At 66.6% G+C, this 20,628-nt stretch carries 18 protein-coding genes, 1 tRNA gene and 1 pseudogene; 8 read left to right on the top strand and 12 right to left on the bottom strand.

What is annotated here, in order from left to right; translation table 11 throughout:
* The 3 genes and pseudogenes from AC0KTM_RS02695 to AC0KTM_RS02705 form a co-directional block, all read right to left on the bottom strand.
* Positions 1-489, bottom strand: a complete 489-nt coding sequence (locus AC0KTM_RS02695) for a VOC family protein (protein WP_225327323.1) — start codon at positions 487-489, stop codon at positions 1-3.
* Positions 486-2,003: a carotenoid oxygenase family protein gene (locus tag AC0KTM_RS02700; RefSeq protein WP_225327439.1), complete on the bottom strand. Its 1,518-nt coding sequence runs from the start codon at positions 2,001-2,003 to the stop codon at positions 486-488. The genes AC0KTM_RS02695 and AC0KTM_RS02700 overlap by 4 nt, the downstream gene beginning before the upstream one ends.
* A 53-nt stretch (positions 2,004-2,056) precedes the next feature.
* Positions 2,057-2,572 (bottom strand): annotated as a pseudogene (locus tag AC0KTM_RS02705) (beta-ketoacyl-[acyl-carrier-protein] synthase family protein); the annotation flags it as partial.
* A gap of 845 nt (positions 2,573-3,417) precedes the next feature.
* On the opposite strand from AC0KTM_RS02705, the gene AC0KTM_RS02710 reads away from it, so the two are divergent.
* Positions 3,418-4,953 (top strand): DUF4185 domain-containing protein, encoded by a 1,536-nt coding sequence (locus AC0KTM_RS02710; protein ID WP_225327322.1) that lies wholly within the window; start codon positions 3,418-3,420, stop codon positions 4,951-4,953.
* A gap of 48 nt (positions 4,954-5,001) precedes the next feature.
* Complete coding sequence (locus AC0KTM_RS02715; protein WP_225327321.1) at positions 5,002-5,388, top strand: hypothetical protein; 387 nt, start codon at positions 5,002-5,004, stop codon at positions 5,386-5,388.
* 45 nt (positions 5,389-5,433) lie between these two features.
* Here the strand turns inward: AC0KTM_RS02715 and AC0KTM_RS02720 are convergent, their stop codons facing one another.
* Entirely contained in the window at positions 5,434-5,655 is a 222-nt protein-coding gene (locus AC0KTM_RS02720) for a hypothetical protein (RefSeq protein WP_308011542.1), read from the bottom strand.
* 881 nt (positions 5,656-6,536) lie between these two features.
* Between AC0KTM_RS02720 and AC0KTM_RS02725 the strand changes: the two genes are divergently transcribed.
* Entirely contained in the window at positions 6,537-7,769 is a 1,233-nt protein-coding gene (locus AC0KTM_RS02725) for a PPE family protein (protein WP_472414894.1), read from the top strand.
* Positions 7,770-7,804: 35 nt separating this feature from the next.
* A complete protein-coding gene (locus AC0KTM_RS02730) occupies positions 7,805-9,181 on the top strand; it encodes a PPE family protein (RefSeq protein WP_472414896.1) in 1,377 nt (458 codons plus the stop codon).
* Positions 9,182-9,207: 26 nt separating this feature from the next.
* On the opposite strand, the gene AC0KTM_RS02735 is transcribed toward AC0KTM_RS02730, so the two are convergent.
* The 7 genes from AC0KTM_RS02735 to AC0KTM_RS02765 all read right to left on the bottom strand — a co-directional run bounded on the left by AC0KTM_RS02735 (position 9,208) and on the right by AC0KTM_RS02765 (position 14,994).
* Complete coding sequence (locus AC0KTM_RS02735; RefSeq protein ID WP_472414898.1) at positions 9,208-9,600, bottom strand: hypothetical protein; 393 nt, start codon at positions 9,598-9,600, stop codon at positions 9,208-9,210.
* Positions 9,601-9,745: 145 nt separating this feature from the next.
* Positions 9,746-9,818 (bottom strand) — tRNA-Arg (locus AC0KTM_RS02740).
* Between the two features lie 48 nt (positions 9,819-9,866).
* Positions 9,867-10,691 carry an LLM class F420-dependent oxidoreductase gene (locus AC0KTM_RS02745; protein WP_472414900.1) on the bottom strand — a complete coding sequence of 275 codons (825 nt, stop codon included), beginning with the start codon at positions 10,689-10,691 and terminating at the stop codon, positions 9,867-9,869.
* Positions 10,692-10,697: 6 nt separating this feature from the next.
* Positions 10,698-11,777, bottom strand: a complete 1,080-nt coding sequence (locus tag AC0KTM_RS02750) for a poly-gamma-glutamate hydrolase family protein (protein WP_472414902.1) — start codon at positions 11,775-11,777, stop codon at positions 10,698-10,700.
* Positions 11,778-13,019: an Nramp family divalent metal transporter gene (locus tag AC0KTM_RS02755; RefSeq protein ID WP_472417353.1), complete on the bottom strand. Its 1,242-nt coding sequence runs from the start codon at positions 13,017-13,019 to the stop codon at positions 11,778-11,780.
* Between the two features lie 82 nt (positions 13,020-13,101).
* Positions 13,102-14,178, bottom strand: a complete 1,077-nt coding sequence (locus tag AC0KTM_RS02760; protein WP_472414904.1) for an NAD(P)H-dependent amine dehydrogenase family protein — start codon at positions 14,176-14,178, stop codon at positions 13,102-13,104.
* 24 nt (positions 14,179-14,202) lie between these two features.
* A complete protein-coding gene (locus AC0KTM_RS02765; protein ID WP_238958280.1) occupies positions 14,203-14,994 on the bottom strand; it encodes an SDR family oxidoreductase in 792 nt (263 codons plus the stop codon).
* A 247-nt stretch (positions 14,995-15,241) separates the two neighbouring features.
* Here AC0KTM_RS02765 and pstS (AC0KTM_RS02770) point away from each other — a divergent pair, with 247 nt between their 5' ends.
* From pstS (AC0KTM_RS02770) to pstA, 4 genes are all read left to right on the top strand, one after another.
* Positions 15,242-16,348 carry a phosphate ABC transporter substrate-binding protein PstS gene (pstS, locus tag AC0KTM_RS02770; RefSeq protein WP_472414906.1) on the top strand — a complete coding sequence of 369 codons (1,107 nt, stop codon included), beginning with the start codon at positions 15,242-15,244 and terminating at the stop codon, positions 16,346-16,348.
* A 253-nt stretch (positions 16,349-16,601) separates the two neighbouring features.
* The gene (gene pstS, locus AC0KTM_RS02775; protein ID WP_238958278.1) at positions 16,602-17,714 is read left to right on the top strand and encodes a phosphate ABC transporter substrate-binding protein PstS; all 1,113 of its coding nucleotides are present in this window, start codon (positions 16,602-16,604) and stop codon (positions 17,712-17,714) included.
* 69 nt (positions 17,715-17,783) lie between these two features.
* The gene (pstC, locus tag AC0KTM_RS02780; RefSeq protein WP_255642376.1) at positions 17,784-18,719 is read left to right on the top strand and encodes a phosphate ABC transporter permease subunit PstC; all 936 of its coding nucleotides are present in this window, start codon (positions 17,784-17,786) and stop codon (positions 18,717-18,719) included.
* Between the two features lie 7 nt (positions 18,720-18,726).
* Entirely contained in the window at positions 18,727-19,629 is a 903-nt protein-coding gene (gene pstA / locus AC0KTM_RS02785; protein ID WP_238958277.1) for a phosphate ABC transporter permease PstA, read from the top strand.
* A 15-nt stretch (positions 19,630-19,644) separates the two neighbouring features.
* Here pstA and ku read toward each other — a convergent pair whose 3' ends face one another.
* Positions 19,645-20,559 (bottom strand): non-homologous end joining protein Ku, encoded by a 915-nt coding sequence (gene ku / locus AC0KTM_RS02790; RefSeq protein WP_472414908.1) that lies wholly within the window; start codon positions 20,557-20,559, stop codon positions 19,645-19,647.
* Positions 20,560-20,628: the final 69 nt, after the last annotated feature.

Here is a 20,628-nt window from a genome sequence, read left to right on the forward strand (position 1 = left end):
TCAGGCCGAGGGGAACTCGTGCTTTCCCGAGGCGGCGCTGGTGTCCGGTTCGTTGACGCCGAATACGAAGGGCGCGAAGACGATTTCGCGCCCGTCCGGGTCCCGATAGGTGATCGCGCCGGTGGCCGCCCAGTAAGGGTGCTGCTCGACGGGCTCGACGCCCGCGTCGTGCAGGCGCGCGAGGGCGGCTTGCTGTGCCTGGGGGTCGGGGAAATACAGGCAGAGCTGTTCATGGTGGTCGACCGCGACGGCGTCGACGGCCTCCACGATCTCCATGGTGAGGTTCCAGCTGGGTAGCCCAAAAATCGCGCCGTTGCTGCCGTAGCTTGCTTCGAACGTTTCGTAGAGGGGCAGCCCCACCAGGTCGCGGTAGAACCGCACCGTTTCCGCGAAGTGCGACGAACGGCGCGCGAAGCGGATGGCACCGATCGGCGCCAACTGCGGTGGCCAGTGCGTTGCGCGGTGCTGCTTGTGCTGGTCGGCGCTCATCGCAATCCGATCGCGTCCGCGGCGGACTCGGCGCTACCCCAGCACCGCAATTCGGAGCCGGGCGCCCATGTCGAGTGTGTGCCGCTGAAAACCCGTTCCGGCAGTGGGAGTTTGCACACCGGCCCGTCGCCGAGGCGGGCGGCGTCGAACACCAGGCAATATGAGGCGTCGGTGTTCATGTCGGTGGTGAGGGTGACCAGGTAGCCGTCGTCTTCGCCGGTGGCGCCCAATCGCGGCGCCATCGCGGTCTCGCTGCCGTAGACGCCGTCCCCGAACGAGAACCCCTCCTCGGTGCCGGTGAGCAGGTCGTGTTTGACCAGGCCGTCGAACAGGAACCAGCCCGGTCTCCCGGTGGCGGCGTAGGTGTAGCGGTAGTGGGCGGCGGCGTGGTCGGGGTTGATGGTGCCGAACTCGGTGATGCATTCGGAGAGCTGCTCTTCGCGCACCGCACCGGTGACCAGGTTGAAGCGCCACCGGTGCAGGCGGGACTGCAACCGATCCAGGGCCAGGAAACGAAACAGCTTGTCCCACTTGGTCCCACCGGTGTCGAGCGGGGACGGGTCTCCTTCGAACAAGCCGTCGAGCACGATCTCGTCGCCATCCTCGTAGGCGTTGGTGAAATGCAGCACGAACGTGGGGTCGGCCTCGAACCAGCGAATGTCCTCGGTCGCACCGCGGCGCGGGATCACCGCGAACCGCGACGGGATCTCGGGGTAGAAGCGCGGCAGGTGCACGTCGTGCTCGAGCAGCTGCGGATCCCAGAACAACGGGAAATCGTTGAGAATGGCGTAGTTTTCGGTGAACGCCATGTCGTGGGGGAGACGCGGCCCGGGCAGCGGGATGTCGACGTAGTGGGTCAGTTCGTTGTGCTCGTCGACGACACCGTAATGCATATACGGGTCTTGTTTGCTGTAGTTGAAGAACAGCAGTTCGCCGGTCGTGTTGTCTACCTTGGGATGTGCGGACACGCCCCACTCGGTCGGGAAGCGCCCGTTCCAGGACTCCTTGCCGAGCGTGTCGGCCGAATACGGGTCGATGCGGTACAGGTCGCCGCACTGGTAGAAACTGGTCAGCGCGATGCCGCGGTGCACGATGACGTCGGTGCTCGAGGCGTCCTTCATCCTCGTTCGCGCGCCCCACCCGTTCCGGCGCCGGGCTAGTTGCACCGGCTCGGCCAGACCCGGCCACAGCGGCCCGCCCGCTTCGTTCTCGGCCAGGAACCCGTCGGTGCGGATAAAGCGGTTGCGGTAGAACGCCTTTCCGTCGCGAAAGCCGACCACGTGCAGCATGCCGTCGCCGTCGAACGGGTGATAGGTCTTGAAGGCGGGGTGCAGCGGGTTCTCTGTGTTGCGTAGGTAGACGCCGTCCAGGTCGCGCGGGATTTCACCCTCGACGGCGACCAGATCGTCGGCGTCCCACTCGGTGGTCTGGGGACGCCAGGGGCCCGTCCGGTAGGGGTGGTCGTCGTCCTCGGGAAGGGTGGACAGGAACTTGCCGACGATCTCAACGTCCATCATCAGATGCCTTTGCCGACAGCGAAACTCACGGTGGCGGCGGTGTTGCCGCCGAAATTCAGGGTGCCGAAGGTGTGCGCGTCGCCCAATCCGTGACGGCGGTCGTACGCGTCGGCCACCCGGGCGAACATGGACGGCCACAGATAGCGCGCGTCGGCCCCCTCGTGACCGGTCCAGGCCGCGGCCCCCAGATGCTGCGCGGCGGTGTCGCCCGGGACCGTTTTCTCCAACCCGATCCCCACCTCCAGCGCGCTGTCGTAGGCGCCCGAGCGCGGATCGGCCATCGCCGCCAGCACCGCCACACTGCCGGACGCGCGGGCGGCTTCGTGGCGCGAGGCCGGGGTGTCCCGAAGGCCGTCGCAGACCGTGGCCGGCATGGCTCCGAGGTGGCCCTGCCGGGCGGACATCTCGGCGAAGGCGTTGCCAACGTGCACCACCCCGATGCCGGCCGCGTCCACCTTGGCCGAGGCCAGCTTCAGCGCGGCGACGTCGCAGCCTTCCTTGATGAGGTGGCGAGCAAAATCGCTTTGGTAGCCGCCGAGAATCCACCCACCGGGCGAGCCATCCATACGCCGACGGTACCCCCGCGCGGATGGGTTGTTGAGGCCAATCGGCGTGACGTGCCCGTCGCGGGGACGGCCAAAAAAGGGCGGCCCCGTCGGCTCTCGGGCTGAACCGACGGGACCTAGGCGGGCGCGAAGGCCGGCCGACGCACTCGCCTACTGTTGGATCATTGCCCCCCAGGGGCGCCGACAAACATGCGGCCTCAATCTGTTTGACGCCCGGGCGCCCACGGCGCCGGGCCCGGTTAACGACGATTCATCTTTTTTGAGTGCGCGCGGGGCGTACTGGGACGCGGTCGGGTGGAAGTCTGAGCTGCGGCGATGCGGCGGGGTTGTGCCGGGATTCAGTGGGTCGCACCACCAACGGGTCGAGCCGCATCGTGGCGTCGCGCCAGTCTGGGAACAGGCCGATATACGCACTCGTGGTTGGTTCGTTTAGCGGCCGTCCAGCAAAGTAGCCAGGCCTTCACCCGCGGGCGGCGACAACCTCACCAAGGCCGACAGGCGCGTGTGAGGGCGCGGCCGGATCTCCCGCACCGGGCGGAACCCCGCGGGACGGGCGCCCGTCCCCGGGGTGGCGTTGTCTGCGGTCCATCGTGACATCCCCTCGGTCGGATTCCGACCCGGGCAAGCGCGGCGTCGGCAAAGCTAAAAACTCCGTTCAGCTGCTTGCATCAGCCGTCAGCTAATGGCGCAAGGGGGGAGGTCGGCCGCGGATCGGCGCGTTGCGACACGGTCACGGATGCATACCTATCGGCTCATCGTTGGTCACATATGCCCCGCAGATAACTATCGTCACAGAAGCCAACTACGGACGTCAGCGCGGTGTCCTACCCCTCGAAAGGTGTTACATGTCGGCGATTCTTCGAAGTGTGTCGCTATCGATGGCGTCGGCGGCCGCTGTCGGATTCGTCCTCGTGGTCGGGCCCGCGCCTACCGCCCACGCGACACCGTGCGGCGCTCCCGAGGCGAACGTCGATCCTCCCGCCGCGCAGCCGGCCATGCCCGCGCCTCAGCCGGTGGTACAGCCGCCGACCGGGCGCAGGCCCACTCACACGAATGACCAGGCGCCGCTGCCGAGGCTGGGTCCGCTGATCTCCTCGTTGCTCAAGCCCGCGACACCGGGGCAGCGCTACTCCGCACCCGTGCATCCGCGTGCCGAGGGGCCGACGCTCGGACCTGGCCCGTCGGCGCCGTTGCAACAGCAGGCCGAGGTGTTGCCGCCTGGACCCAACCCGCCCGCGCCCGCGGTCCCGCAACCGCCGAATGCCAACCCGCTGCGGCCCAACGCCGCGCCGGTGCCGCAACCGCAACCCGAGCCGGGACCGCCGCCTCCGTCGATCTCGGGCGCCCCGACATCCCTCGTCGATTGGGTGACCGGACCGGACGGCCCCAACAAGACTCTGCAACGTTTCGGCATCTCCGGTACCGACCTCGGGATTGCCTGGGACAACGGCGATCCCGTCAACCGCCAGGTGTTGATGGCCTTCGGTGACACCTTCGGCTACTGCAAGGTGCACGGCCAGCAGTGGCGCTACAACACCCTGTTCCGCAGCAACGATCGCGACCTGTCCAGGGGAATCCACATCGCCGACGGCGTGCCCAACGACAAGTACTCCGGCTCACCGGTGTGGGCGCCCGGACTTTCCAAGCAGGTCGTCAACACCATCCACAAGGCCGCGCACGAGACGGGAATCATTCCGACCGGGGCGATGTCGATGGGCAGAACCCAATACATGAGCTACATGTCCATCCGCCAGTGGGGCCGTGACGGCGAATGGACAACCAACTATTCGGCGATCGCGCGGTCCAACGACAACGGCCAGAACTGGGGGATTTTCCCCACCACGATCCGCACGGCGTCCGCGGATGCCATTCCGGGAGCCGGGTTTACGCCCGGAAATGAGAACTTCCAGATGGGCGCGTTCCTCAAGGGCAACGACGGTTACCTCTACCAGTTCGGGACACCATCGGGGCGCGGCGGTGCGGCCTTCCTGTCGCGCGTTCCACCGAACCAATTGCCCGACCTGACCAAGTACCAGTACTGGAACGGCGACAACGGCGGTCACTGGGTCGCCAACAACCCGGGTGCGGCGACGCCGATCTTCCCGGCGCCGGTGGGCGAAATGTCAGCCCAGTACAACAATTACCTCAAGCAGTACCTGGTGCTCTACACCGACGGCGGCAGCAACGACGTCATCGCAAGGACCGCGCCGGCGCCGCAGGGGCCATGGAGTCCCCCGCAACCACTGGTGTCGTCGTTCCAAATGCCGGGCGGCATTTATGCGCCGATGATCCATCCCTGGTCGTCGGGACGGGACCTGTACTTCAACCTGTCGCTGTGGTCGGCATACGACGTGATGTTGATGCACACCGTGTTGCCGTAAAAACGTCGCCGTCGAAGATACGATGGTTCTAGTGAGAGGAGGGCGACGATGATCGCCTTGGAGTATCACGACAACTGTTGCGGTCTTGCTGATCCGCTCACTCCTCTCGCCGCGGCCGCGCTACCCGATGATGTGCCCGCCTCTTCGGCAGGCGAACTCCCCCAGGGGGAGAACGTCGATGGCGTGGACGCCCACACGGTCTTTGACGGGCATCGCCCGGACTACTGGACCGTCGGCAGACCGGGGCTCCGAGACATCGAGGTGTGCATCGAGAGTGCCCGCGCGGACGGCGCCATCAGTCTGGGCCTGGTGGTCAACGGTTTGGATTGCAGCGGGCTCCCCATTGACCAGGCGCTTTCGCTCGCAGACGCCCGGGGGGATGCGGGCGTCTGCGGCGTTAGCTGCCGGGGAGGCGGACACCTCAAAGCCAGTTGATCAGCGGCTGAGGGGATTTCGCCGGGCGAGCTCACGCGGTATCGGCTACGGAGGCGGCGGGATCCACCGTTTGCCATCCGTTGTCCATCCGCACGGCAGGTAGTTCCAGTGCGCCGGCGGATTGGGGTCGAAAGACAAACACTTCGGTGCGTAAAAATCGGGCGCCGGAGAAGGCGGCGGTGGCGGCTGGTCCGTGGCGCGAGCGGTAGCCTCGCCGCTGAGCATCAAGGCCCCAACGGCCATCAGTGTCGCGACTAGCTTCCGCATCGCAGGCCCGGCAAGTGCTATGCCCCAACGAAGCGACGGTCGCTACGTTTCTTCCCTTACACGCACGGTATCGATGGTAGTCCGCATTCCCGCGCTGTGTGGGACTTGATTGCATTCGCTTTGGCATTTCGGGGTGCCGCTCTGGTGTGGGATCGTGAGCGGCTTTGCGCAGCCGCGGGCCGTGCCGACCTGCTGGTATACCGTGGACGCGAACTGGACACGGTCTGACCGGGATAAGTACGATCGTGGTCTGTCATTTTTTTGTATGCAAGCAGGAGCACCGCGATGAGATCTGTCGATGGGGGTTCGCCGTCATCGACAGCGGTGAGCGCTCGACCGATTGTCCCGCGTGGCCTGATCCCCATGCCCGCCCGCACCCGGGCGCGGCTATGTCTCGCATCGGTCGCCGTTGAGCAAACACGCCAAGACAGCTGGCGCGCAATTGAAGTCATCGCCGACCGGCACAACCGCCGCGTCGAGTCCTATCTGCAGCGTCGACGGCACCGCCCGTGGCGCAACCGGGGTTCCTAGCCCTCGACGTTGACCTTCATGTCGACGACGATCGGCGCTGTTTCACCGCGCCGATGAGGTGGGCACACCACAACGGTGGAAGAACTGCCTAGCTCACGAGGAAGTTCGCCCCTCGCCTCCTAGCAGCGCCATGTCGGCACTGCTGTGGAATGGATGTGCCCGTCGTCGAATGGCCCTGCGCTACAACGGTAACGGCGCTTCGCCGGGGCTGCAGCGGTTGACGACTCTCACTGTCCGGCCGGTGGCATAGCGCCAGGGCGCGATTTCAAAGTTTCGTTTATCAATCAGGCGATCCGGCGGCCGACTCACGCCGCCCTCGAGCGTCGCGCACTGAGTTATGAGGTATAGCAATGGATTTCGCAGGGCTGCCGCCGGAGGTCAACTCCGGCCGAATGTACTCCGGTCCGGGGTCGGGGCCGATGCTGGCTGCCGCGACGGCGTGGGATGGGCTGGCAGCCCAGTTACACTCCGCGGCAGCGTCTTACGAGTCGATGATCTCGAACCTGGCCGCCGGGTGGCGGGGTCCTTCGTCGACCATGATGGCGGCCGCCGCGGCGCCGTATGCGGCATGGATGAGTGCGACCGCTGCCCAAGCCGAGCAAACCGCCAATCAGGCGAGGGCGGCGGTGGTCGCTTATGAGGCGGCCTTCCTCGCGACGGTGCCGCCACCGGTCGTCGCGGCCAATCGGGCGCAGTTGATGGGCCTGATCGCCACCAATTTTCTCGGCCAGAACACCCCGGCGATCATGGCCACCGAGGCCCAGTACGCCGAGATGTGGGCCCAGGATGCCGCGGCGATGTACGGCTACGCCGGTTCCTCGGCGTCCGCCGCACAGGTGACGCCGTTTGCCCCGCCGCCGCGAAGTACCAACCCGGGCGGGACCGCGGGACAGGCCGCCGCCGTCGCGCAGGCCACCGGCGGCTCGGTCGCGACGAACACGGAATCGGCGCTGCCGCAACTGATGTCCGCCGTGCCGCAATCGCTGCAGGCCCTGACCGCGCCCACCGCCGCCGCCGATCCGCCGTCGCTGCTGTCGGCATTCGACTCGGCGCTCACGGGCCCGTTGGGTCCGGTGTCGCTGTTCGGCATCGGGGGCAGCCCGTATCTGCTGGGCGTCGAAAACTACCTGGTGCCTCAGAACGTGGCGAATGTGAACAGTGCCCGCCAACGGCTGGACCGGGACCGGTCGGCGCTGCGCCTGCTGGGCGGCGGGGCTGATTCGGGGACGCGAGTGGTGAGCGCACCGGCGCCGGGCGGGGCCGGAATGCCGACGGGCATCGGCCGTGCCGGCGTCGTCGGGCGCTTGTCGGTGCCGCCGGGATGGGCGGCCGCCGCCCGGGAGATCCGGCCGGTCGCCGCGGTGTTTCCCCAAACCGCTCTTGCCGGCGCTCCGGCGGCCCTCGCGGCCGATGGAGAGGGATCACTGTTCTCCAGCATGGCCGCGTCGGCTCTGGCCGGGCGCGCGATGGCCGCTACCGGCGGTGGCTCGGCTCGGGCAATGGGCGTCGGTGGCGGCGCTTTCGGGCGCGCCGCGACCACGGCCACGATCATCGTCATCAACGCGGACGACCCGCAGGAATAGCACAGACCACTCATCGCGAATAATAAGGAGTAACAATGGATTTCGGAGCATTGCCGCCGGAGATCAACTCAGGTCGGATGTACGCCGGTGACGGTGCAGGCTCACTGCTGGCCGCGGCGTCGGCATGGGATGGGCTGGCCGCCCAGCTGCAGTCCGCGGCGACGTCGTATGAGTCGGTGATCTCGAACTTGATCAGCGGTTGGCAGGGGCCGTCCTCGCTGACCATGGCGGGTGCGGCCGCGCCGTATGCGGCGTGGATGAGCGCGACCGCCGCTCAAGCCGAACAGGCCGCCTCGCGAGCCAGGGCGGCGGCCGCGGCGTACGAGGGCGCGTTCACGGCGACGGTGCCCCCGGTGGCGATCGCGGAAAACCGCGGCCGCCTGGCCTCACTGGTGGCGACCAACGTTCTTGGGCAGAACACCGCCGCGATCGCGGCCACCGAAGCGGAATACGGGCAGATGTGGGCACAAGACGCCGCCGCAATGTACGGCTACGCCGGATCGTCGGCGATCGCCGCTCAGATGGAGCTCTTCACCGCGCCCCCGCAAACCACCAACCCGGGCGGGGCCCCTGGCCAATCAGGCGCGGTCGCCCAAGCCGTCGGCGCGGCGCCCGCCAACGCGCAGTCGGCGTTGTCGCAGCTGATGTCGTCGACGCCGCGAACCCTGCAAAGCTTCGCGTCGCCCTCCGCATTGTCGGCGGCCGATCCGTCGTCATTGGCGACGTGGTTGAACAACCTGAATTCCACGCCGTTGGCGAAGATCGCCGCGAACATCGAGTTCGTCACCAAAGGCATCCGCCCGGTCAACGACACGTTGCTGAGCCTCAGCTTGGGCCTGGTGGCAACGGCACGGACCTGGAGCGACACCGCGGTCGAACTCGAAGGGCCGCTGTTCGCGGCGCTGGGTTCGAGCACGCAGGCGGTGGGAGCCGCCGGCGCGTCCGCGGTGACCGCGGGCCTCGGTAACGCGGGTCTGGCGGGAGCGTTGTCGGTGGCGCCGAGCTGGGCCGTGGCCAGCCCCGCGGTCAAGCTGGCCGCCACCGTATTGGAGTACACCAGCGCGGGTGCCGCGCCGACGGTCGCGGCCGGCGCGAGTGCGCTCGGGCCGATGGCCGTGGCGGGCTTGGCCGGAGGAGCGCTGGGTGGTGCGGTGCCCCGAGCGGTCACCGCAAGCGCCGGCCGGGGATTGGGCCGCCGCTCGTCGGACAGCGACGACAAGACCCCGGACAAACTGAAGACCGTCCTGGCGGAACTGCAGGAGGCGCCGGAGTCCGTCCAGCACTGGCACACCGACAAGGCGCATCTGGAAAGCCTTTTGGATCAGCTGTCGAAGAAGCCGGGTGTCCACGCCGTGCACTTGTCCTCCGCCGACAAGTCCAAGGTGACCTCGCCACGGGTTACGTGGGGATAGGGAGAGGGACCTAACTCGCCACCGGCTTATCCCGTTGAAGCACTTGCGCGTTGTTGGTTGGCCAAGGCAGCAAGGCCTAAGCCAAGAAACAGCGCTGCGCCACCCCCGGTAACGATTGCGCCTGCTGGGGGCAACGTCTGGCGTTGGACGCCGCGCAGTGCTGCAACGATGTCCAGTGCGTCAGTGAGCAGTCCCAGTTGCAACGCGCGGGTGCGCAGCCGCTGTGACGGGTCCGTGACGGCGAGGGCCAACGTCAGTTCGCGAGACCCGAACAACTGGGTGATGAAAGGCTGCTGTCTCGCCGAAGCGAGCCCAAACAGACGCGCCGCCTTAGCCGGCACAGCCCATGCGGCGACACCGGTGGCGAATCGCAGTGCGGCGAATGTGGGGAGGAGGGCGCGGTTCGGTGCAGTGGTCATAGGACCATCCTCGTCCTCAACGCCGACGATTCACATGAGTGTCAAGGATCAGCCGAAGTAGCTGTCAAGCATCAGCCGAAACACCGTCAAGCATCACCCGAAGGCAAAACGACAAGCATCAACCGACGTCATACACGCCGCGCAGTGCCCCCGGCAGGATTCGAACCTGCGACACCGGCTTTAGGAGAGCCGTGCTCTATCCCCTGAGCTACGAGGGCGGACGGCCTGAGCTTACCGGGCAGGTTCAAACCCGAAGGCCACGGCGGTCAGCGCAGTTCGGCGATCACCTTCGAGAAGTTCTCGATGTTGTTGTCCTGCACGGTGAAGGACGACACACCGTACTTTTCCCGGTACGCGATCAACGTGTCGGCGATTTCGCGAGGCGAACCGCTGAGCACCGAGGGCTGCGACAGGATCTCCTCATCGGACAGGTCCGGCGCGTAGCTCCGGGTCAGTTTCAGTTCCGGCTCGGTCTCGCCGACGCGCGGCATCGCCGTGATCGCCAGGTTCAGCTCGAGGGAGTCGAATCGATCCCCGGCGGCGTTGCGGACGAAGCAGACACGCTCGGCGAACGGGTCCTCGACGGCGCGCACTTTGGAGCCGGTCAATCCGATGATGTCGGCGTTGCATGCGGCGATGGTCAGCACCCGGTCGCCGTTGCCGGCGATGATGAGTGGCGTCGACGGGTGGTGTTCCTTCAGATACTTCGTCATGTGTTCGAGGTAGTCGACCCGGGCGCCCGCGCTGGGATATGGGATCTCGGCGGCTTCGAACTCTTCGCGGACGTAGCCGGTGCCCAGCCCGATCTCGAGGCGGCCGTCGCTGAGCAGATCGAGGGCTTGCATGTCCCGGCTGAGCAGGGCCGGCTTGTAGAACGCGGAATTGAGCACGTACATGCTTAGCCGCAGCGTCGTGGTGACCATCGCGACCGCGGTCAGGGTCGGGAAGGGTGCGGCCGCGCCTAAATGGTCTGGCACACAAAGAATGTCGAAGCCGGCGTCTTCAGCGCGCTTCGCCTTGTCGAGCAACGCCTCGCGCGACTTGAAGAACCGCATGCTCATACCGAAGCGAAAATCCTTGGCCACCAACAACCTCCGTTAACGTTCTAATGACATTGACCAACTGCGAGCGGTAACCGCCAGCCCCTGGATCAGCGCGCTGGTGACCGATGACAAACCGTCATCGCCCGGCAGCGGGCTGCGCGGGCTGATCCCCCGGACCCGCGCGGAAAGCTCGAGCTGGGTTCCGCCCTCCCGCACCCGGTTCACCGGGTTGCGCGGGTGCAGGCCGCGTAATTCCGGTGGAATGTCGTCGAGGTCGGTGATCACCTGGTAGCCGGTCAGCCGGATGTGGCGGGCCAAGTGGGCGGCCAGCTCCCGGTTGCGCCCGCCGGCCAGCAGCTGGGTGCTGCGACCGTCGCGGCCGTAGCCGTGCAGGGACACCGCGACGTCGACGTGGTCGAGGAACTCGGCGAGCGACGGCGACTCGGCCGGATCGAACAGGGCTGACGGCAGGTGATGCGGGTAGTGGTCGGGATGACGCACGACATACACCGAAGCATCGGCGGCCTCGGCGGCGCGTTCGGCGATCACGTCGGTCATCTCTTCGAGTCCACCGCCGTGGATGGCGAGAAAGCCGAAACGCGAACGCAATTGGCTGACCTCGGTAACCCCGGGCTCGCTCAGCAACGCCGTAAGTGACTGTGGCGCAGGGCCGGACGCCGCCGACGGTTTCGGGCGAGGCCAGCCTGCGGGGTCCCAGCGGCGCAAGAAGTCCAGCCAGCGCTGGGGCAACCCGTGCTGCGTGGCGCCGTCGATGATGGTGGGCAGGTAGCCCGGGCGCGGGGGTCCCGGCGTCACCCGGTGGTCGATGTAGACCCACGCCGGTGACGGCCCGTCGTCGGTGTGCACGGTCAGCCGGTCGCGTCGGTAGCGCACCGGCACACCCTCGGCGCTGTCCAATGTCGCCAGGTCGCCGTCGGAGATCTGCCAGAGCACCCCATGCACCCGGTTTCCGGCCAACGGTTCGACGGTGGCCACGCCGCGCTGGTTGATCAGCCAGTCGTGATCGGCGAGGACCGCCGGCCGCGGATCGGCGGCGTCGGGACAACGCCGCGCCATCTGCCTGACGCATAGGTTCGAGCCGTATGCGAAGTACAGATGCCGCAGGGCCGGCATTCAGCCGGTCACCGTCAGCCAGACGAGCACCATGTTAAGCAGACTAATCAATATGCCGACGCCCCAGCCAAGAATTGTCGTGATGCGGTGGTTGGCGTCGTCGCCCATCAGCTCGCGATTGCTCGTCAGCTTGATCAGGGGCAGCACCGCAAACGGAATGCCGAACGACAACACCACCTGGGATAGCACCAATGCGCGGGTGGGGTCGAAGCCGAGCGCCAGGATCACCAGGGCGGGGCACAGGGTGATCAACCGGCGCGCCACCATCGGGATCGACCGGTGCAGCAACCCCTGCATGATCATGGCGCCGGCGTAGGCGCCCACCGATGAGGACGCCAGCCCGGACGCGAGCAGTCCGATCGCGAACAGCACCGCGATGGTCGCGCCCAGCGTGTTGTGGATGGCGGAATAGGCGCCCTCGATCGAAGCGCTCACGTTGCGGTGCTGCAGGTTGATCGCGGCGACCAGCAGCATCGCGGCGTTCACCGTGCCGGCCACCGCCATCGCGAGGACGACGTCCCAGCGGGTGATGCGCAGCAGCAGGCGGCGATGCGATCCGTGGTCGGGAGGCCCGTGCCGGTCCAGGACCAGACCCGAATGCATGTACACCGCATGCGGCATGACGGTGGCCCCCAGGATGGCGGCCGCCAGCAGCACACTTTCGGTGCCGCGGAACCTCGGCAGCAGCCCACCGAACACGTCGTGGGGCGGCGCGGTCTTGACGAAGAAGCTCGCCGCGAACCCGATCGCGATGACCAGCAGCAAGCCGGTGATGACCCGCTCGAAGATGATCTGTCCGCGCCGGTCCTGAATGCCCAGCAGCAGCAAGGCCACCACGCCCGTGATGAGCCCGCCGACCATCAGCGGCAGGCCGAACAGGATATGCAAGGCGATGGCCCCACCGACGACTTCGGCCGCGTCGGTGGCGATCGCCACGAGTTCGGCCTGGGCCCAATACACCAGCCGCAGTGGACGGCTCATCCGCCTGCCGAGGGCGGCCGGCAATGAGCGCCCGGTGACCAGTCCGAGCTTGGCCGACAGGTACTGGACCAGGCCGGCGAGGACGTTGGCCGCGACGATCACCCATAGCAGCAGGTAGCCGTACTGCGAACCGGCGCTGACGTTGGCCGCGACGTTGCCCGGGTCGACGTAGGCGATCGCGGCGACGAAGGCCGGCCCGAGCAGGTACCAGTTGCCCTTGAGCGAGCTCTGGGTGCGCTGCGCCAACGTGCCGACCTCGATTCACTTCACCGAATAAGAAAGTGAGGTTAGTCGAACATCTCGACGGGCCGGCTGGCGGCGCGACGTTTCACCCCCGTGGGGCTCACTCCGGGAGGTAGAGCCCCTTGCCGGTGACCAGCGGCAAGTCGAGCGTCGTCACGATTCCCGGGTCGGCGGCCACCACCGCCGGGATCGCGTTGACCACCCGCATCGCGGTGGCCACCAATCCGGCGTGGTTGTGATCGCCCTTGCGGCTGCTCAGGCAGATGTCCATGGCGTACGACGGTTCGCCGGTGACCTCGATGCGATAGGAGCCGCCCTCCTGTGCGGGCTGCGGCCACTCGGGGCACAGGTCCTCACGAAGTCGGGTGACGTGTTCGAGCACGACGGCGGGATGGCCGTTGACCATGCCGAACACCTCGAAGCGCAGCGCCGCGGCGGTGCCCTTGGCGATATGGCCCGAGGCGATGTCGAAGTCCTCCGGGGCCGGTACGCGAACGTGCGACTGGGTGACCTCATCGAGCGAAATGCCAAGGCCCGCCGCCATTTGCCGGATCACCGAACCCCACGCCAGGCTGAGCACACCGGGCTGCAGCAGCATCGGAATGTCGTCGAGTGGCTTACCGAATCCCATGACGTCGAACATGACCGCGGCGCTGTCATAGGTGGCGTAGTCGACGATCTCCATGCACCGGATCTGCTGGATGCTCTGGCAGGTGCCGGCCAGCGCCAATGGCAGCAGGTCGTTGGCGAAGCCCGGATCGATGCCATTGACGTACAGGCTTGAATTGCCTTCGCGCGCTGCGTCTTCGAGGGGTTTGATCAGCTCCTCGGGGATCACCTGCCACGGATACTGCAAGAAGACGGGGCCGCTGCCGACGATGTTGATCCCGGCCGCCAACACGCGGCGGTAGTCCTCGAGCGCCTCGGGCAACCGGTTGTCGGCCAGCGCGTTGTACACCGCGCATTGCGGCCCGGTGGCCAGCACCGCATCCAGGTCGGTGCTGGCGAGCACACCCGTCGCCTCCGCGAGCCCGGCGAGCTCTGCGGCGTCCTTACCCGCCTTGGCGTCCGAGGACACCCAGACGCCTTTCAAGTCGAACTCCGGATTGGTGATGAGCGCCCGCAGCGCGTGGATACCGACGTTGCCGGTGCCCAGTTGGACGACGGGGATGGGCATGACGTGCTCCTTAGCGGTCGGGGGTCACAGGTCCGGGACGGGGATGTCGAGGTTGGGGAACGTGAGGCCGCCGTCGACCTCGAGGGTCTTGCCGGTCAGGAAGTTGCCGGCGGGCGAGGCCAAATAGACTGCGGCAGCGGCGATGTCGACCGGATCGCCGAGCCGGCGCATCGGGGTGGCCTTCTCCATCGGGGAGCGCAGCTCGTCGTTGGAGGCCACCACGTCCAGCGCGGAGGTGAGGATCGATCCCGGCGCGATCGCGTTGACCCGAATCCGGGGGCACAGGTCCAGGGCGGTAAGCCGGGTGTAGTGAGACAGTGCGGCCTTGGCGGTGCCGTAGGCCGCGAAGCCACGTCCGGCCAGCCGGCCCATGGTCGAGGTGATGTTGATGATGCTGCCGCCGCCGGAGTGCTCCAGCATCAACGGCACCGCCGCCAGTGTCAGCGCGTGGGCGGTGCCGACGTTGAAGGTGAACGCGTCTTTGAGGTCCTTCGTCGAGGTCGTCAGCAACGTGTTGGGCATGGTTCCCCCGACGTTGTTGACGACGATGTCTAGTTTCCCGAACGCCTCGACGGCCTGACCGGCCAGCTCGGCGGTGGACTCCGGATGCGCCAGGTCGGCGGCCACGATGTGGGCACGGCGCCCGGCGGCGCGGACCTGTTCGGCGACGGCCTCTAGTTGGGATTCGGTTCGCGAGGCGATGAGAACATCCGCGCCCGCCTCGGCGAAAGCCAGCGCGATCGCCGCCCCGAGGCCGCGGCCTGCACCGGTGATGACGGCGACTTTGTCGTCGAGACGGAACCTGTCAAGGATCATGGAAGCCCCTCTTCGTTTCGGTGTCAGGCGACACCGTAGCAAGCCGGGCCGCCCCGGATAAGGCATTTCTAGAACAAGTTCTATTTTCCTGTTGGGCCCGCGGTCGGTGCGGCCCTCGGATTGCTGGCCGGTGGCGGGCCGAGTCGGCGACCGCGGCCCGCGCTGCCAGACCATTTGCCCGCCGTTCACCTTGTTGCGGTTAGCTCGGTGTCGCCGACCATTTTGGTCCTTACCGTGAGGAAGAGAATTGGGACGCAACCGATTTGGTGCCTTGTTGGGCGTCCTGGCCGCCGCCGCGTTCTTGTCGTCGGGATGCGGAATTCACGACAGCAGGGCCTGGGGAAGCGGGGCGGGCTCGCCGGGCACAGTCGACTGCGGCGGCACGACGGCCCTGAAGGCGGCGGGATCGACGGCCCAGGCCAACGCGATGACCCGGTTCTCCGGCGCGTTCGAGCGCGCATGCCCCGGTCAGACGCTGGACTACACCCCCAACGGCTCCGGCGCGGGAATCGGCCAATTCACCGGAAACCAAATCGATTTCGCGGGCTCGGATTCACCCTTGACCCCCATCGAATACTTCGCCGCGCGGACCCGATGCGGTTCGCCGGCATGGAATCTGCCCGTGGTGTTCGGCCCGATCGCGATCACCTACAACGTCAAGGGCGTCAGCTCGCTGATCCTCGACGGTCCCACCACCGCGAAGGTCTTCAAGGGTGCCATCACCGCCTGGAACGATCCGGCGATCCAGGCGCTGAACCCGGGTACCGCGTTGCCCGCCGAGCCCATCCGTGTCGTGTTTCGCAGCGACCAGTCCGGCACCACCGACAATTTCCAGAAATACCTGGATTCCGCGTCCGACGGTGTCTGGGACAAGGGCATCGGGAAGACGTTCCACGGTGGGGTCGGGGAGGGCGCCGACGGCAACGGCGGGACGTCGGCGGCCGTCAAGGCGACCGAGGGGTCGGTCAGCTACAACGAATGGTCGTTTGGCCTGGCGCAGCAGCTGACCATGGCCAGGATCGTCACCTCGGCCGGACCCGAGGCGGTGGGGATCAGTGCCGATTCGGTCGGGCGGACGATTTCCGGTGCCACCCTCACCGGGCAGGGCAACGACCTGGTGGTGGACACCTTCTCGTTCTACAAGCCGACCCGGCCCGGTTCGTACCCGATCGTGCTGGCGACCTACGAGATCGTGTGTTCGAAGTATCCCGACCCGAAGGTCGGCGCCGCGGTGAGGGCGTTCCTGCAAAGCACCATCGGCGCCGGGCAGAATGGCTTGGCGGACAACGGGTATGTGCCGGTGCCGGAGGCGTTCAAGTCGCGGTTGTCGAGTTCGATCAACGCCCTCGCGTGATCTGAGCATCCGGCTGGCGCGCCCTCGGCGGGGCGGATGCGTGCTTTGCTGACGAATGCCGACAAGGCGACGTCACGGTGTGCTCCCGTCGACGTCGCGACGGTGCGCCGGCGCGTTCAGCGGCGATCGCCGAAAAGTTTGCTCAACGTTCAATTGTTACTGTTACGTTCGTGGCTGCGAGGCGGACCGGTCGGCGCGCCATGGCTAACTGACCGGAGCCGATCATGGTTCATCCCCACCGTAAGGAAGCGAATTGAAACTCAACCGATTTGGCGCCGTGCTGAGTGTCCTGGGCGTTGGTGCGCTGGCGTTGTCGGGGTGCGGAAGCGACAACAACGGGACTGGCGCCAATGCACCGGTCGGTTCGTCGTCGGGCAAGGTGAGTTGCGGCGGGAAGAAGGCCCTCAAGGCCAGCGGGTCGACGGCCCAGGCCAACGCGATGACCCGCTTTGTCAACGCGTTCGAGCAGGCCTGCCCGGGCCAGACGCTGAATTACACGGCCAACGGATCGGGTGCGGGAATCAGCGAATTCAGCGGCAACCAAACGGATTTCGGTGGCTCTGATTCGCCGCTGGCGGCCAACGAATACGCTGCCGCGCAGCAGCGGTGCGGTTCGCCGGCCTGGAATCTGCCGGTCGTTTTCGGCCCGATCGCCATCACCTACAACGTGACGGGCCTGGATTCACTCACCCTCGACGGACCGACGGCCGCCAAGATCTTCAACGGCGCGATCACGATGTGGAACGACCCCGCGATTCAGGCGCTCAACGTCGGTGCCACATTGCCCGGCGTGCCGATTCACGTCGTCTTCCGCAACGACGAGTCAGGCACCACCGACAATTTCCAGAAGTATCTCGACGCGGCCGCGGACGGTGCGTGGGGCAAAGGCGCCGGAAAGACCTTCAAAGGCGGCGTCGGTGAGGGAGCCAAGGGCAACGACGGTACGTCGGCGGCGATCAAGGCCACCGAAGGGTCCATCACCTACAACGAATGGTCGTTTGCTCAGGCGCAGAAACTGAACATGGCCAAGGTCATCACCTCGGCCGGCCCGGACGCGGTGTCGATCAGCGCCGAATCGGTGGGCAAGACGATTGCTGGGGCCAAGATCTCCGGTCAGGGCAACGACCTGGTGCTCGACACGCTGTCGTTCTACAAGCCCAAGCAGGCCGGTTCCTACCCGATCGTGCTGGCGACCTACGAGATCGTGTGCTCGAAGTACCCCGACTCCGGTGTCGGTACGGCGGTGAAGGGATTCCTGCAAAGCACCATCGGCGCCGGGCAGAATGGCCTGGCCGACAACGGCTACATCCCGATCCCCGACGCGTTCAAGGCGAGACTGTCTGATTCCATCAACGCCATCGCATAGCCTGAGGTGGTCGTGACACGAGGAACAGCAACCAGCCCGTCGACCGCGGAAGAGCCGGCATCAACGGCGCTGAGTGCACGCGTGGCGCGGCGGGGGGACCGGCTGTTCAAGCTGGTCGCCGCCACCGCCGGCTCGACGATCGTGGTCGCCATCCTGTTGATCGCGGTGTTCCTGTTGCTGCGCGCCGTCCCGTCGTTGCGCGTCAATCACGCAAACTTCTTCACCAGCGCGGAGTTCAGCACCAGCAACCCCCACAAGCTGGCCTTCGGCATCCGCGACCTGCTCATGGTCACGGTGCTCAGTTCGCTCACCGCGCTGGTGCTGTCCGTGCCCATCGCGGTCGGTATCGCCGTGTTCCTCACCCAATACGCGCCGAAGCGGCTGGCGCGCCCGTTCGGCGCGGTGGTGGACCTGCTGGCCGCGGTGCCGTCGATCATCTTCGGGCTCTGGGGAATTTTCGTCCTCGCCCCGCGGATCGAGCCGGTGGCGGCGTTCCTCAACCGGCACCTGGGCTGGTTTTTCCTGTTCAAACAGGGCAACGTGTCCTTGGCCGGCGGCGGCACCATCTTCACCGCCGGCGTCGTGCTCTCGGTGATGATCCTGCCGATCGTCACCTCCGTCTCGCGCGAGGTCTTTCGGCAGACCCCCCACATCCAGATGGAAGCGGCGCAGGCCCTCGGCGCGACCAAGTGGGAGGTGGTGCGGATGACCGTGCTGCCGTTTGGCCGCAGCGGCGTCATCGCCGCCTCGATGCTGGGATTGGGTCGCGCGCTGGGTGAGACGGTGGCGGTGCTGATCATCTTGCGGTCGGCCGCCCAGCCGGGGCACTGGTCGCTGTTCGACGGCGGCTACACGTTTGCCTCCAAGATCGCGTCGGCGGCCGCGGAGTTCAGCGCACCGTTGCCCACCGGGGCGTACATCTCGGCGGGATTCGCGCTGTTCGTCCTGACGTTCGTCGTCAACGCGCTGGCCCGCGCGATCGCCGGCGGCAAGGTCAACGGGTGACGCGCCCATGACGGTTGACGCGCTCGACCGCCCGGTCAAGGCCGAGGTGTTCCGGCCGCTCAGCTTCCGGCGGCGGATCACCAACAGCGCCGCGACGATCTTCTTCCTCGCCTCGTTCCTTGTCGCGCTGGTGCCGCTGTTCTGGGTGCTGTCGATCGTGATCGCGCGAGGCTGGTATGCCGTGACCCGGTCGGGATGGTGGACCCACTCGCTGCGCGGCGTGCTCCCCGAACAGTTCCTCGGCGGCGTCTACCACGCGCTGTACGGGACCTTGGTGCAGGCCGGTGTGGCCGCCGCCCTGGCGGTGCCGCTGGGCCTGATGACCGCCGTCTTCCTGGTCGAATACGGTTCTGGCCGCCTGGTGCGGTTGACCACGTTCATGGTCGACGTGCTGGCCGGGGTTCCCTCGATCGTCGCGGCGCTGTTCATCTTCAGCCTCTGGATCGCCACCCTCGGCTTCCAGCAGAGCTCGTTCGCGGTGTCGCTCTCGTTGGTCTTGCTGATGCTGCCGGTGGTGGTGCGCTCCGCCGAGGAAATGCTCCGGTTGGTGCCTGACGACCTGCGCGAGGCCAGCTACGCGCTGGGCGTGCCGAAGTGGACGACCATCGTGCGGATCGTGTTTCCGATCGCGATGCCCGGCATCGTCTCCGGCATCTTGTTGTCCATCGCGCGGGTGATCGGCGAAACCGCGCCGGTGCTGGTGCTGGTCGGCTACAGCCGGTCGATCAACTTCGACGTCTTCCACGGCAACATGGCCTCGCTGCCGCTGCTGATCTACACCGAACTCACCAACCCCGAACACGCCGGTTTCCTGCGGATCTGGGGTGCGGCGCTGACGCTGATCATCATCGTCGCCGTGATCAACATCGTCGCCGCGGGAACCCGTTTCCTGGCAACCCGCAAACGCTGACCGAGGCGCGTCGGGTCAGGACTTCGAGGCCGCCTTCTTGGCCGGCGCCTTCTTGGCGGCGGTCTTTTTTGCGGGCGTCTTTTTCGCGGCGCTCTTTTTCGCGGGTGCCTTTTTCGCCGGGGCTTTGCCGTCCCCGCCACCGGAGCGCGCCTTCACGCTGGCCTCCAGCTTGGCCAGCAGATCGGAGACGTCCTCGGTCTCATCCAGCTCCTTGGGCTGCTCCTCGGTGGTAAACGCTTCTCCGCCTTCGAGTTTGGCTTGGACCAGCTCGTGCAGCTGCTCCTGGTAGTCGTCGTGGTAGCGGTCGGGGTTGAACTCTTCGGCCATCGAATCCACCACCTGCCCGGCCATTTTGAGTTCGGCGGGCTTGACTTCGACCTTCTTGTCGAGGATCGGAAAGTCCGGGTCACGAATCTCGTCGGGCCACAACAACGTATGGATGACCATCACGTCGCGCTTGCCGAAGTCCTTGACCCGCAACGCCGCCAGCCGGGTCTTGTTGCGCAGCGTGAAATGCACGATCGCCATCCGGTCGGTCTCGGCGAGCGTCTTGGCCAGCAGCACATAGGATTTCGACGACTTGGAATCGGGCTCCAGGAAGTAGCTGCGGTCGAACAGCATCGGGTCCACGTCGCTGGCCGGCACGAACTCCAGCACTTCGATCTCGCGGCTGCGTTCTTCGGGCAGGGTGGCGATGTCGTCGTCGGTGATGATGACCATCTGACCGTCATCGGATTCGTAGGCGCGGGCGATGTCCCGGAATTCCACGACTTCGCCGTCCACCTCGCACACGCGCTGGTATCGGATGCGGCCGTTGTCCTTGGCGTGCACCTGGTGGAACTTGATGTCGTGGTCCTGGGTGGCGCTGTACACCTTGACCGGGACGTTCACCAGACCGAACGCGATGGAACCCTTCCAGATGGAGCGCATGTAAGTCAGTATGCCCATAGTGTTCGCTGCCTAACAGCACCCGCGCCGTCGCGCCGCTGCTCAGACGCC

This window comes from Mycobacterium sp. NTMscope_Eco_3 (assembly GCF_976985685.1).

Bases quoted from the DNA above. Each gene is read 5' to 3' on its own strand.
- AC0KTM_RS02715 (WP_225327321.1), top strand. From the start codon at position 5,002: ATGATCGCCTTGGAGTATCACGACAACTGTTGCGGTCTTGCTGATCCG.
- AC0KTM_RS02750 (WP_472414902.1), bottom strand. From the start codon at position 11,777: ATGCCGGCCCTGCGGCATCTGTACTTCGCATACGGCTCGAACCTATGC.
- AC0KTM_RS02695 (WP_225327323.1), bottom strand. From the start codon at position 489: ATGAGCGCCGACCAGCACAAGCAGCACCGCGCAACGCACTGGCCACCG.
- AC0KTM_RS02760 (WP_472414904.1), bottom strand. From the start codon at position 14,178: ATGCCCATCCCCGTCGTCCAACTGGGCACCGGCAACGTCGGTATCCAC.
- AC0KTM_RS02700 (WP_225327439.1), bottom strand. From the start codon at position 2,003: ATGGACGTTGAGATCGTCGGCAAGTTCCTGTCCACCCTTCCCGAGGAC.
- AC0KTM_RS02720 (WP_308011542.1), bottom strand. From the start codon at position 5,655: ATGCGGAAGCTAGTCGCGACACTGATGGCCGTTGGGGCCTTGATGCTC.
- AC0KTM_RS02765 (WP_238958280.1), bottom strand. From the start codon at position 14,994: ATGATCCTTGACAGGTTCCGTCTCGACGACAAAGTCGCCGTCATCACC.
- AC0KTM_RS02725 (WP_472414894.1), top strand. From the start codon at position 6,537: ATGGATTTCGCAGGGCTGCCGCCGGAGGTCAACTCCGGCCGAATGTAC.
- ku (WP_472414908.1), bottom strand. From the start codon at position 20,559: ATGCGCTCCATCTGGAAGGGTTCCATCGCGTTCGGTCTGGTGAACGTC.
- AC0KTM_RS02730 (WP_472414896.1), top strand. From the start codon at position 7,805: ATGGATTTCGGAGCATTGCCGCCGGAGATCAACTCAGGTCGGATGTAC.
- AC0KTM_RS02735 (WP_472414898.1), bottom strand. From the start codon at position 9,600: ATGACCACTGCACCGAACCGCGCCCTCCTCCCCACATTCGCCGCACTG.
- AC0KTM_RS02710 (WP_225327322.1), top strand. From the start codon at position 3,418: ATGTCGGCGATTCTTCGAAGTGTGTCGCTATCGATGGCGTCGGCGGCC.
- pstA (WP_238958277.1), top strand. From the start codon at position 18,727: ATGACGGTTGACGCGCTCGACCGCCCGGTCAAGGCCGAGGTGTTCCGG.